The following is a 12,642-nucleotide window of genomic DNA, read 5'->3' on the forward strand; positions in this document are numbered from 1 at the left end:
CTTGTAGGCGCGTTCGCTCAATGTCGACGTTGAGCTATGCCGAGAAATGCCGCGGGGGTAATGGAGCGCCAGTAGAGCGTTGTGCGCCCGCGCCATGGTGATGGCCCGGCCGCTGCGAGGACAGTGAGTCTGGTCCCAGACTGCTCGACCCCGATGACTGTCAAGTCACGGCGCGCAGTATATCACTCCTTTTCGGGAGGCTGAATCAGAGGGGTATTTCGACTAAGGAAGATATGGTCGATGACCGCCCAACTGGAGTAGGCTCACGAGCTGCAAGAGCGTTCTCAACCACAACATGGAGCTCAGCATGGGATACCAAAAGATCCAGGTGCCCGCAGCCGGTGACAAAATCACCGTCAATGCAGATATGACCCTGAACGTACCGAACAATCCGATCATTCCCTTCATCGAGGGTGACGGCATTGGTGTCGACATCAGTCCTGTCATGATCAAGGTCGTGGATGCCGCCGTCGCCAAGGCCTATGGCAACGAGCGCAAGATTTCGTGGATGGAAGTCTACGCCGGCGAGAAAGCCACCCAGGTCTACGACCAGGACACCTGGCTGCCGAAGGAAACCCTGGAAGCCGTCCGCGACTACGTCGTTTCCATCAAGGGTCCGCTGACCACCCCGGTGGGTGGCGGTATCCGTTCCCTCAACGTGGCCCTGCGCCAGGAGCTCGACCTCTACGTTTGCCAGCGCCCGGTACGCTGGTTCGAGGGTGTGCCGAGCCCGGTGAAGAAGCCCGGTGACGTCGACATGGTGATCTTCCGCGAGAACTCCGAGGACATCTACGCCGGTGTGGAGTGGAAAGCCGGCAGCCCCGAGGCTGAGAAGGTCATCAAGTTCCTCACCGAGGAAATGGGCGTCAAGAAGATCCGCTTCACCGAGAACTGCGGTATCGGCATCAAGCCGGTATCCCTCGAAGGCACCAAGCGACTGGTGCGCAAGGCCCTGCAATACGCCGTGGACAACGATCGCAGCTCCGTGACCATCGTGCACAAAGGCAACATCATGAAGTTCACCGAAGGTGCCTTCAAGGAGTGGGGCTACGAAGTTGCGCGTGACGAGTTCGGCGCCGAGTTGCTGGATGGCGGCCCGTGGATGCAGTTCAAGAACCCGAATACCGGCAAGAATATCGTCGTGAAGGACGCCATTGCCGACGCCATGCTGCAGCAGATCCTGCTGCGCCCGGCCGAGTACGACGTGATCGCCACCCTCAATCTCAACGGTGACTACCTCTCCGATGCCCTGGCGGCGGAAGTGGGTGGTATCGGTATCGCGCCGGGGGCCAACCTGTCCGACACCATTGCCATGTTCGAGGCGACCCACGGCACTGCGCCGAAGTATGCCGGCCAGGACAAGGTGAACCCGGGTTCGGTCATCCTCTCCGCCGAGATGATGTTGCGCCATATGGGCTGGACCGAAGCGGCCGACCTGATCATCAAGGGCACCAATGGCGCCATTGCCGCTAAAACCGTGACTTACGACTTCGAGCGACTGATGGACGGTGCCAAACTGTTGTCCTGCTCCGAGTTCGGCGACGCCCTCATTGCCCATATGTAAGATTTGAAGGCGGAAAACAAAAAGGCCGGTCATTAGACCGGCCTTTTTTATGCCCAAATATTGCGGGCTTAAACTTCTACCGTGCTGCCCTGGGGATGGCTGATTGCGGCAGGTGCTTCGGTGGTGGCCGTGACCGGTCGAATGTTCACGGCGTGCAGGCCTTTCGGGCCCTGGATGATATCGAAGCTTACCGGCTGTCCAGCCTTTAGCGTCTTGTAGCCGTCCATCTGGATGGCCGAATAGTGGGCGAACAGGTCCTCATCTCGGCCATCGGCAAGAATGAATCCATAGCCTTTGGCGTTGTTGAACCACTTGACCTTACCGCTAAGCATGCTGATATCCCTCTGCAAAGGACTCCATCACTGGAGTATCATCCACTTCGACTCCACGCCTTGATGGCCACCTTGGCCGCGCGCGCGGAACCCCTGATACCCGTAGACGGGTATCCACTGGTTGTAACACTGTTTTTCCGTTAGTCAAGGCGATCCCGGTATTGCCTGAGAAGCGGATCAAAGTCTTTCCACAGGCCGTTTTTCAATCATTCATGACCTTTAATTCCAGCATGCATGCAAGCAGCCAGATTCGACTAACATTCAATCAGGATGGTCCGCAGCATCATGAGGACGACTCCACGGGCCTGGCGGTGCAGGAGGCCAAGCCGGCCTTGCAGGCGCCACCTATGTATAAGGTGGTGATGTTTAACGATGACTACACCCCTATGGATTTCGTGGTCGAGGTGCTCGAAGTGTTCTTCGGTATGAACCGGGAACTGGCCACCAAGATCATGCTGACCGTGCATACGGAAGGCCGGGCGGTTTGCGGCGTGTTCACTCGCGATATCGCTGAAACCAAGGCCATGCAGGTCAATCAATATGCAAAAGAGAGCCAGCATCCGCTGCTCTGTGAGATCGAGAAGGACGGTTAACTCCGCCGCTTGGGTATGAGGTGAAGCCATGTTGAACCGCGAGCTCGAAGTCACCCTCAATCTTGCCTTCAAGGAGGCCCGCGCCAAGCGTCACGAATTCATGACGGTAGAGCACTTGTTGCTCGCCCTGTTGGACAACGAAGCCGCCGCCACCGTGCTGCGCGCCTGTGGCGCGAACATGGACAAGCTGCGGCACGACCTGCAGGAGTTCATCGACTCCACCACGCCGCTGATCCCACAACACGACGAAGACCGTGAAACCCAGCCCACGCTCGGTTTCCAGCGCGTCCTGCAGCGAGCGGTGTTCCATGTGCAAAGCTCCGGCAAGCGTGAAGTGACCGGCGCCAACGTGCTGGTTGCCATCTTCAGCGAGCAGGAGAGCCAGGCCGTGTTCCTGCTCAAGCAGCAGAGCGTGGCGCGCATCGACGTGGTGAATTACATCGCCCACGGTATTTCCAAGGTGCCGGGCCATGGCGAGCAGCATGATCACGAGCAGGAGATGCAGGACGAGGAGGGTGGCGAGGCTGCCGCCTCCGGTCATCCGCTGGACGCCTACGCCAGCAATCTGAACGAGCTGGCGCGCATGGGGCGTATCGACCCTCTGGTCGGTCGCGAAAACGAGGTGGAGCGCGTCGCGCAGATCCTGGCGCGTCGCCGCAAGAACAACCCGCTGCTGGTGGGCGAGGCCGGTGTCGGCAAGACCGCCATCGCCGAAGGCCTGGCCAAGCGCATCGTCGACAACCAGGTCCCCGACCTGCTGGCCGACAGCGTCGTCTACTCCCTGGACCTTGGCGCGCTGCTGGCGGGAACCAAGTACCGCGGCGATTTCGAGAAGCGCTTCAAGGCGTTGCTCAACGAGTTGCGCAAGCGTCCGCACGCCATCCTGTTCATCGACGAGATCCACACCATCATCGGTGCCGGTGCGGCATCGGGCGGGGTGATGGATGCGTCCAACCTGCTCAAGCCGCTGCTTTCCTCGGGCGAGATCCGTTGCATCGGCTCGACCACCTTCCAGGAATTCCGTGGCATCTTCGAGAAGGATCGGGCCCTGGCCCGGCGCTTCCAGAAGGTCGATGTCACAGAACCTTCGGTGGAAGACACCGTGGGCATCCTCCGGGGGCTCAAGGCGCGCTTCGAGCAGCATCACCACATCGAGTACAGCGATGAGGCGCTGCGTGCCGCGGCCGAGCTGGCGGCGCGCTATATCAACGACCGCCACATGCCGGACAAGGCCATCGACGTGATCGACGAGGCGGGCGCCTACCAGCGGCTGCAGCCGGAAGAGAAGCGCGCCAAGCGCATCGAGGTGGCCCAGGTCGAGGACATCGTCGCCAAGATCGCGCGGATTCCGCCAAAGCACGTCACCAGTTCCGACAAGGAGCTGCTGCGTAACCTGGAGCGCGACCTGAAGCTGACGGTGTTCGGTCAGGACGCCGCCATCGATTCGCTGTCGACTGCGATCAAGCTGTCCCGTGCCGGCCTCAAGTCGCCGGACAAGCCGGTGGGCTCCTTCCTCTTCGCCGGCCCCACGGGCGTCGGCAAGACCGAAGTGGCGCGCCAGCTGGCCAAGGCGATGGGTATCGAGCTGATCCGCTTCGACATGTCCGAGTACATGGAGCGGCATACCGTTTCGCGCCTGATCGGTGCGCCTCCGGGCTATGTCGGTTTCGATCAGGGCGGCCTGTTGACCGAGGCCATCACCAAGATGCCGCACTGCGTGCTGCTCCTGGACGAGATCGAGAAGGCCCACCCGGAAGTCTTCAACCTGCTGCTGCAGGTGATGGACCACGGCACCCTGACCGACAACAACGGCCGCAAGGCGGACTTCCGCAATGTGATCGTGATCATGACCACCAACGCCGGCGCTGAAACGGCGGCTCGGGCTTCCATCGGCTTCACCCTGCAGGATCACTCCTCGGACGCCATGGAAGTCATCCGCAAGAGCTTCACGCCGGAATTCCGCAACCGCCTGGACACCATCATCCAGTTCGGCCGCCTGAGCCACGAAGTGATCAAGAACGTCGTGGACAAGTTCCTGACCGAGTTGCAGGCGCAGCTGGAAGACAAGCGGGTGCAGCTGGTGGTCAGCGACGAGGCGCGCGGCTGGTTGGCCGAGCGCGGCTACGACGCGCAGATGGGGGCTCGTCCCATGGCCCGCCTGATCCAGGACAAGATCAAGCGACCCCTTGCGGAAGAGATCCTGTTTGGCGAACTGGCCGAGAACGGTGGTGTGGTCCACGTCGACATCAAGGACGAGGAGCTCAGCTTCGAGTTCGAGACGACCGCGGAAATGGCCTGACGGCCGCCCACAAAAAAGCCCGGCACTTGCCGGGCTTTTTCATGACCATCCGATCAGCGGGCGCGGTAGGTGATGCGGCCCTTGCTCAGATCGTACGGCGTCAACTCGACGCGAACCTTGTCGCCGGTAAGGATGCGGATGTAGTTCTTGCGCATCTTGCCGGAAATGTGCGCGGTGACGACGTGCCCATTTTCCAACTCCACACGGAACATGGTGTTGGGCAGGGTGTCGATGACAGTGCCTTCCATTTCGAAGCTGTCTTCTTTCGACATGCAGTAAAGCCCTCGGTATTCAGAGATGGGCCAGCCGCAAATGCGGCGGGCAAAAACGGCGTGCATTGTGCCCGAAAACAGGGGTGCTCGCCAAGGGCTTCAGCTGAGCGTCACCCATCGCTGGTTGACGAACAGTTCGATGGGGCGGTACTGGGTCTTGTAATTCATCTTCCTGCAGTTCTTGATCCAGTACCCCAGATAGACGGCTTGCAGGCCAAGCCGCGCGGCTTCGCCGATCTGCCAGAGGATGGCGAAGCGGCCCAGGCTGCGGCGTTCTTCGGCTGGGTCGTAGAAGGTGTAGACAGCGGAAAGTCCGTTGGGAAGTACGTCCGTCACCGCTACGGCCTTGAGCTCCCCGCCCAGGCGGATCTCGTAGAAGCGCGAAAAGGGCAGGTCGCGCACCAGGAAGGTGGAGAACTGGTCGCGGCTCGGCGGGTACATGTCGCCGTCGGCATGGCGCTGCTCGATGTAGCGGACGTACAGCGCGTAGTACTCCTCGGTGAAGGTCGGGCGCACGGCTGCCACGCTGAGGTCGGCGTTGCGCTTGAGGATGCGCTTCTGCTGGCGGTTGGGGATGAACTGGTCGGCGGGGATGCGCGCCGGGACGCAGGCATTGCAGCGCTGGCAGTGCGGTCGGTAGAGATGGTCGCCGCTGCGGCGAAAGCCCATCTCCGATAGTTCGGCATAGACTTCCACGTCCATGGGCTGGCTGGGGTCGAGGAACAGCGTAGTGGCCTGTTCCTCGGGCAGGTAGCTGCATGGATGCGGCTGAGTGGCGTAAAACTTGAGACGAGCCAGCTCGGTCATGGTCAACCCCCGGGAAAACCCTTCTGCAAGTGTATGTCAGCCTGCGAGGCTCGCCTAGGCGATCCAGTCAGCGCTGTTCGGCTGGTCGAGGTAGAGCTGCAGGTAGCGGGCGAATTTCTCCCGGCTGATGCTGCGGGCGCCGAAGCTTTGCAGGTGCTGGGTGGGCATCTGGCAGTCGATCAGCACGAAACCCCATTGGTTAAGGTGCTGCACCAGGGTGGCGAAGCCGACTTTCGATGCATTGTCGGTGCGGCTGAACATGGATTCGCCGAAGAACAGCTTGCCCATGGCCAGTCCATACAGGCCGCCAGCCAGCTCGTCATCCATCCAGACTTCCACCGAGTGGGCGATGCCGCGGCGATGCAGCTCGATGTAGGCGGCTTGCATGGTGGCGGTGATCCAGGTGCCATCGGTGTAGCTGCGCGGGCCTGAGCAGCCTTCGATGACGGCCTGGAAGGCCTGGTCGAAGGTCACGCGGAAGCGATTCTGCCGCATCAGCTTGGCCAGGCTGCGGGAGATGTGGATCTCCTGGGGTGGCAGCACGGTGCGCGGGTCGGGGGACCACCAGAGGATGGGCTGGCCTTCCTGGTACCAGGGGAAGCAGCCGTGGCGATAGGCCTGGACCAGCCGTTCCGGCGAAAGGTCGCCGCCAGCGGCGAGCAGGCCGTTGGGTTCGCGCAGGGCGCGTCCGAGCGGCGGGAAGTCGAGGGAGTCGCGTTGCAGCCAGGTCAGCATGGGGGAGGGGAGGGCGGGCCCGTGGGCCCGCCCCTGATCTCAGTTGTCGTCGAGGAATTTCTCGGCATCGAGTGCAGCCATGCAGCCCGAGCCGGCGGAGGTGATCGCCTGGCGGTATACGTGGTCGGCCACGTCGCCGGCGGCGAAGACGCCCGGAATGCTGGTTGCGGTGGCGTTGCCGTCGAGGCCGCCCTGGACGATCAGGTAGCCGTCACGCATTTCCAGCTGGCCTTTGAACAGGTCGGTGTTGGGCTTGTGGCCGATGGCGATGAAGACGCCGGCCAGCGACAGTTCCTTGGTGCTGCCGTTGGTGGTGTCCTTCAGGCGCACGCCGGTCACGCCGGTGTTGTCGCCCAGGACTTCGTCCAGGGTGTGGTTCCAGTGCAGGCGGACGTTGCCGTTGGCGGCCTTCTCGAACAGCTTGTCCTGGAGGATCTTCTCCGAGCGCAGCTTGTCGCGGCGGTGGATCAGGTGCACTTCCTTGGCGATGTTGGACAGGTAGAGCGCTTCTTCCACGGCGGTGTTGCCGCCGCCGATCACGCAGACAACCTGGTTGCGGTAGAAGAAGCCATCGCAGGTGGCGCAGGCGGATACACCTTTGCCGGCGAAGGCCTCTTCAGACGGCAGGCCCAGGTATTGGGCGGAGGCGCCAGTGGCGAGGATCAGCGCGTCGCAGCTGTAGGTGCCGCTGTCGCCCTTGAGGATGAAGGGGCGCTGCTGCAACTCGGCGGTGTGGATGTGGTCGTAGACAATCTCGGTGTCGAAGCGCTCGGCGTGCTTCTGCATGCGCTCCATCAGGGCCGGGCCGGTCAGGCCTTCGACGTCGCCGGGCCAGTTGTCCACTTCAGTGGTGATGGTCAGTTGGCCGCCGGGCTGGATACCGGTGATGACCACCGGCTTGAGGTTTGCACGCGCTGCATAGACGGCAGCGGTGTAGCCCGCCGGGCCGGAGCCCAGGACGATCAATCGGGAATGCTTGACTTCGCTCATAAAAAGGCTCCATAAGTCTTTGTCACAAAAGAGAATGCATGCTCCAATTGAGCATCACGCAAATTGTTGGCGGCTATGCTACACCGAAGCGCGAGACGTCGCCAAAACGCCAGAGCGACAATCCGTTGCCGCATGGCGTCGCGCGGGCAAATCCGTACAATGGGCATCGTTCAGAATGGGTGGGCCCGTGATGGCACACTGCCTGGCGGTATTTCACCCTCGACCGACTCTTGAGCGCGCCACGGGCGCAGGAAAAGACGCGTTTTGAAGAATTCCACGACCAGAGCCCAGACACCCGTCTGGCGCCAGCAATTGCATTATCGCCTCAAGGAAGGTGCGTTGATCGCGCTGGGCGCCGTCTGCCTCTACCTGTGGATGGCGCTGCTGACCTACGATTCCTCCGATCCGGGCTGGACCCACACCAGTAACGTCGAGCAGGTGCAGAACGCTGCCGGCCGCCTGGGTGCCTGGTTCGCCGATATCCTCTTCATGGCCCTGGGTTACTTCGCCTACGTCTTCCCGTTGCTGCTGGCGATCAAGACCCTGCAGGTCTTCCGCCATCGCCACGAACCCATCGACTGGAGCGGCTGGCTGTTCTCCTGGCGCCTGATCGGCCTGGTGTTCCTGGTGCTGTCCGGCGCCGCGCTGGCCGACATCCACTTCCAGGACAACTCCGGTCTGCCTGCCTCGGCCGGCGGCGCCCTTGGCGAGAGCCTCAGCCATCTGGCGGTCAACGCCCTCAACGTGCAGGGCAGCACGCTGCTGTTCTTCGCGCTGTTCCTCTTCGGCCTGACCGTGTTCACCGACCTGTCCTGGTTCAAGGTCATGGACCTGACCGGCAAGATCACACTCGACCTCTTCGAGCTCATTCAGAGCGCGGTAAACCGCTGGTGGAGCGCGCGCCTGGAGCGTAAGCAACTGGTGGCCAAGCTGCGCGAGGTGGATGTGCGGGTGAACGAGGTCGCGGTTCCCGTGGTGTCCGATCGTCGCGAGCAGGCCAAGGTGAAAGAGCGCCTGATCGAGCGTGAAGAGGCCCTGACCAAGCACATGACCGAGCGCGAGAAGCGCCCGGCACCGGTGATCACGCCGCCGCCACCGCCCAAGCCGGCGGAGCCGAGCAAGCGTGTGCAGAAGGAAAAGCAGGCGCCGTTGTTCGTCGACACCGCGGTGGAAGGCACATTGCCGCCCATCTCTATTCTCGATGTGGCCGAGAAGAAGCAGAAAAGCTTCTCCCCGGAATCCCTGGAGGCGATGTCGCGCCTGCTGGAGATCAAGCTCAAGGAATTCGGCGTCGAAGTCCTGGTGGAATCGGTCCATCCGGGCCCGGTGATCACCCGTTTCGAAATCCAGCCGGCCGCCGGCGTGAAGGTCAGCCGTATCTCCAACCTGGCGAAGGACCTGGCCCGCTCCCTGGCGGTGATCAGCGTGCGCGTGGTGGAGGTGATCCCCGGCAAGACTACCGTGGGTATCGAGATTCCCAACGAAGACCGCCAGATGGTGCGGTTCTCCGAGGTGCTGTCATCAAACGAGTATGACGAGGCCAAGTCGCCGGTCACCCTGGCTCTTGGTCACGATATCGGCGGCAAGCCGATCATCACCGACCTCGCCAAGATGCCTCACTTGCTCGTGGCCGGTACCACCGGTTCCGGTAAGTCGGTGGGGGTGAACGCCATGATCCTGTCGATCCTGTTCAAGTCCACGCCGGAGCAGGCGCGGATGATCATGATCGACCCGAAGATGCTCGAGCTGTCCATCTACGAAGGCATTCCGCACCTGCTGTGCCCGGTGGTCACCGACATGAAGGAAGCGGCCAACGCCCTGCGTTGGAGCGTTGCCGAGATGGAGCGCCGCTACAAGCTGATGGCCGCGATGGGCGTGCGTAACCTGGCGGGCTTCAACCGCAAGGTGAAGGATGCCGAGGAAGCCGGTACGCCGCTGACCGATCCGCTCTATCGTCGCGAGAGCATGGAAGACGAGGCGCCGCTGCTCAAAACCCTGCCCACCATAGTGGTGGTGGTAGACGAATTCGCCGACATGATGATGATCGTCGGCAAGAAGGTCGAAGAGCTGATCGCCCGTATCGCCCAGAAGGCCCGGGCCGCCGGTATCCACCTGATCCTCGCCACCCAGCGCCCCTCGGTGGACGTGATCACCGGCCTGATCAAGGCCAACATCCCGACCCGCATGGCCTTCCAGGTCTCCAGCAAGATCGACTCGCGCACCATCCTCGACCAGGGTGGCGCCGAACAACTGCTCGGCCACGGTGACATGCTCTACCTGCCGCCCGGCACCGGGCTGCCGATTCGCGTCCATGGCGCCTTCGTCTCCGACGACGAAGTACACCGCGTGGTGGAAGCCTGGAAACTGCGTGGCGCACCGGACTACATCGAAGACATCCTCGCTGGCGCCGACGAAGGTGGCGGCGGCGGTGGCAGCTTCGAGGGTGGCGAAGGTGGCAGCGAGGGCAGTGAGGACGATCCGCTCTACGACGAGGCCGTGCGTTTCGTCACCGAAAGTCGCCGCGCTTCGATTTCCGCGGTGCAGCGCAAGCTCAAGATTGGCTACAACCGCGCCGCGCGCATGATCGAGGCGATGGAAATGGCCGGGGTGGTGAGCGCGATGAATGGCAACGGGTCGCGCGAGGTGATCGCGCCGGCACCGATACGTGACTGATCCGAAACGGACTCTAGAGAGGATATCCATGCGACTGATCCGCATGCTCATGGTGGCTGTGCTCGGCCTGACTGCCCTGAGCGTCCAGGCTGACGACAAGGTGGCTATCAGCCGCCTGACCGAAATGCTCAACAAGGCCCAGACCATTACCGGCCGTTTCTCCCAGCTGACCCTGGACGGCTCCGGCACCCAGCTGCAGGAGACCTCCGGTGAGCTGTCGCTGAAACGCCCGGGCCTGTTCCGCTGGCACACCGACGCCCCCATGGAGCAACTGCTGGTTTCCAATGGCGAAAAGGTCTGGCTGTACGATCCGGACCTCGAGCAGGTGACCATCCAGACCCTCGACCAGCGCCTGACCCACACCCCGGCGCTGCTGCTTTCCGGTGACATCTCGAAGATCAGCGAGAACTTCGAGATCACCCACAAGGAAGGCGGCGACGTGGTGGACTTCATCCTCAAGCCCAAGGCCAAGGACACCCTGTTCGATACCCTGCGCCTGTCGTTCCGCAACGGCGTGATCAACGACATGCAGCTGATCGACAGCGTCGGCCAGCGCACCAACATCCTGTTCCTCGGGATCAAGATGAACCAGGCGATCGATACCGCGCAGTTCACCTTCAAGATTCCCGAAGGCGCCGACGTCATCCAGGAATAAGCCGCAACGCCCATGGATCTCTTCCGCTCCGAACCCATCGCCCAGCCCCTGGCGGCGCGTCTGCGCGCCACCAGCCTGGATGAGTACGTCGGCCAGGAACACTTGCTGGGTGCGGGAAAGCCGCTACGCGAAGCCCTGGAGCAGGGCGCGCTGCATTCGATGATCTTCTGGGGGCCGCCCGGGGTGGGCAAGACCACCCTGGCGAAATTGCTGGCACAGGTCAGCGACGCCCACTTCGAGACCATCTCAGCGGTGCTGTCCGGGGTGAAGGAAATCCGCCAGTCGGTGGAAGTGGCAAAGCAGCAGGCAGGCCAGTACGGCCGGCGCACCATTCTCTTCGTCGATGAAGTGCACCGCTTCAACAAGTCCCAGCAGGACGCCTTCCTGCCCTATGTGGAAGACGGCACGCTGATCTTCATCGGCGCCACCACCGAGAACCCGTCTTTCGAGCTGAACAACGCGCTGCTGTCCCGCGCCCGTGTCTACGTGCTGAAAAGCCTGGACGAGGCGGCGCTGCGCAAGCTTGTGTCGCGGGCACTGAACGAGGACAAGGGGCTGGGCAAGCGTCGCCTGAGCCTTCCCGACGACAGTTTCGCCATACTCATGGCGGCTGCTGACGGCGATGGTCGTCGCTTGCTCAACCTGCTGGAGAATGCCGCCGACCTGGCCGAGGACGGCGACGCGATAGGCGCCGACCTGCTGCAGAACCTGCTGGGGGATAGCCGCCGCCGGTTCGACAAGGGTGGCGAGGCCTTCTACGACCAGATTTCCGCCCTGCACAAGTCCGTGCGGGGCTCCGACCCCGACGCCGCCCTCTACTGGTATGCGCGGATGCTCGACGGCGGCTGCGACCCGCTCTACATCGCCCGCCGTGTCGTGCGCATGGCCAGCGAGGATATCGGCAACGCCGACCCCCGCGCCCTCAGCCTGTGCCTGTCGGCCTGGGATGTGCAGGAGCGCCTCGGCAGCCCCGAAGGTGAGTTGGCGGTCGCCCAGGCCATCACCTACCTGGCCTGCGCGCCGAAAAGCAACGCTGTCTACATGGCCTTCAAGGCCGCGATGCGGGATGCCGCCGAAAACGGGTCCCTGGAAGTACCGCTGCACCTGCGCAATGCGCCGACCAAGCTGATGAAACAGCTGGGCTACGGCGAAGAGTACCGCTACGCCCACGATGAGCCGGATGCCTACGCGGCAGGGGAGGACTACTTCCCCGAACGGCTCGAACCGCGCCAGTACTACCAGCCGGTTCCGCGCGGGCTGGAACTGAAGATCCGCGACAAGTTGCAGCATCTGGACAACCTCGACCGCAACAGCTCCTGGCAGCGGAGAAAGTCATGATCGGACTGATCCTGGCGGTCTCGGCCGGCGGCGTGGCGGGTACCCTGTTGCGCTTCGCCACCGGCAATCTGGTGGCCAGCTACTGGCCACGCCACTTCTACGCCGGTACCCTTGCGGTCAATATCGTTGGCTGCCTGCTGATCGGCTATTTATATGGTCTGTTCCTGGCGCGCCCGGATATCCCGATGGAGGTCCGTTCCGGGCTGATGGTGGGATTTCTGGGCGGCCTGACGACTTTTTCATCCTTTTCCCTCGACACGCTGCGCCTGCTGGAAAATGGCCAGCTGCCAATGGCCCTGGGCTATGGCGCGCTGAGCGTGTTGGGCGGCCTGCTCGCCACCTGGGCCGGCCTGATACTGACGAAAATCTGAGAGACGAGAACCT

General features: G+C 62.5%; 12 protein-coding genes. 7 read left to right on the plus strand and 5 right to left on the minus strand.

Going from position 1 to position 12,642, the window contains the following annotated elements; genetic code table 11:
* The first annotated feature begins 307 nt into the window (after positions 1 to 307).
* Complete coding sequence (icd, locus tag PCA10_RS12425; protein WP_016492437.1) at positions 308 to 1,564, plus strand: NADP-dependent isocitrate dehydrogenase; 1,257 nt, start codon at positions 308 to 310, stop codon at positions 1,562 to 1,564.
* Between the two features lie 68 nt (positions 1,565 to 1,632).
* Here the strand turns inward: icd and cspD are convergent, their stop codons facing one another.
* Positions 1,633 to 1,896, minus strand: coding sequence for a cold shock domain-containing protein CspD (gene cspD / locus PCA10_RS12430; protein WP_016492438.1), 264 nt, complete (start codon positions 1,894 to 1,896; stop codon positions 1,633 to 1,635).
* 230 nt (positions 1,897 to 2,126) lie between these two features.
* Here cspD and clpS point away from each other — a divergent pair, with 230 nt between their 5' ends.
* Together clpS and clpA are read left to right on the plus strand one after the other, a co-directional pair.
* Entirely contained in the window at positions 2,127 to 2,489 is a 363-nt protein-coding gene (clpS, locus tag PCA10_RS12435) for an ATP-dependent Clp protease adapter ClpS (RefSeq protein WP_016492439.1), read from the plus strand.
* A gap of 28 nt (positions 2,490 to 2,517) precedes the next feature.
* Complete coding sequence (clpA, locus tag PCA10_RS12440) at positions 2,518 to 4,788, plus strand: ATP-dependent Clp protease ATP-binding subunit ClpA (RefSeq protein WP_016492440.1); 2,271 nt, start codon at positions 2,518 to 2,520, stop codon at positions 4,786 to 4,788.
* Positions 4,789 to 4,841: 53 nt separating this feature from the next.
* Here the strand turns inward: clpA and infA are convergent, their stop codons facing one another.
* The 4 genes from infA to trxB form a co-directional block, all read right to left on the minus strand.
* Positions 4,842 to 5,060 carry a translation initiation factor IF-1 gene (gene infA, locus PCA10_RS12445; protein ID WP_016492441.1) on the minus strand — a complete coding sequence of 73 codons (219 nt, stop codon included), beginning with the start codon at positions 5,058 to 5,060 and terminating at the stop codon, positions 4,842 to 4,844.
* Positions 5,061 to 5,159: 99 nt separating this feature from the next.
* The gene (locus PCA10_RS12450; protein WP_016492442.1) at positions 5,160 to 5,867 is read right to left on the minus strand and encodes an arginyltransferase; all 708 of its coding nucleotides are present in this window, start codon (positions 5,865 to 5,867) and stop codon (positions 5,160 to 5,162) included.
* Between the two features lie 54 nt (positions 5,868 to 5,921).
* Positions 5,922 to 6,602: a leucyl/phenylalanyl-tRNA--protein transferase gene (gene aat, locus PCA10_RS12455; protein ID WP_016492443.1), complete on the minus strand. Its 681-nt coding sequence runs from the start codon at positions 6,600 to 6,602 to the stop codon at positions 5,922 to 5,924.
* A 39-nt stretch (positions 6,603 to 6,641) separates the two neighbouring features.
* Positions 6,642 to 7,592 (minus strand): thioredoxin-disulfide reductase, encoded by a 951-nt coding sequence (trxB, locus tag PCA10_RS12460; protein WP_016492444.1) that lies wholly within the window; start codon positions 7,590 to 7,592, stop codon positions 6,642 to 6,644.
* A gap of 264 nt (positions 7,593 to 7,856) precedes the next feature.
* On the opposite strand from trxB, the gene ftsK reads away from it, so the two are divergent.
* The 4 genes from ftsK to crcB are packed head-to-tail and all read left to right on the plus strand — an operon-like array spanning position 7,857 to position 12,629.
* Positions 7,857 to 10,265 (plus strand): DNA translocase FtsK, encoded by a 2,409-nt coding sequence (ftsK, locus tag PCA10_RS12465; RefSeq protein ID WP_081663936.1) that lies wholly within the window; start codon positions 7,857 to 7,859, stop codon positions 10,263 to 10,265.
* A gap of 28 nt (positions 10,266 to 10,293) precedes the next feature.
* Entirely contained in the window at positions 10,294 to 10,920 is a 627-nt protein-coding gene (gene lolA / locus PCA10_RS12470) for an outer membrane lipoprotein periplasmic chaperone LolA (RefSeq protein WP_016492446.1), read from the plus strand.
* Positions 10,921 to 10,932: 12 nt separating this feature from the next.
* Positions 10,933 to 12,258: a replication-associated recombination protein A gene (locus tag PCA10_RS12475; protein WP_016492447.1), complete on the plus strand. Its 1,326-nt coding sequence runs from the start codon at positions 10,933 to 10,935 to the stop codon at positions 12,256 to 12,258.
* A complete protein-coding gene (crcB, locus tag PCA10_RS12480; RefSeq protein ID WP_016492448.1) occupies positions 12,255 to 12,629 on the plus strand; it encodes a fluoride efflux transporter CrcB in 375 nt (124 codons plus the stop codon). The genes PCA10_RS12475 and crcB overlap by 4 nt, the downstream gene beginning before the upstream one ends.
* The last annotated feature ends 13 nt before the right edge of the window (positions 12,630 to 12,642 follow it).

This window comes from Pseudomonas resinovorans NBRC 106553 (assembly GCF_000412695.1).
Lineage (GTDB): Bacteria > Pseudomonadota > Gammaproteobacteria > Pseudomonadales > Pseudomonadaceae > Metapseudomonas > Metapseudomonas resinovorans_A.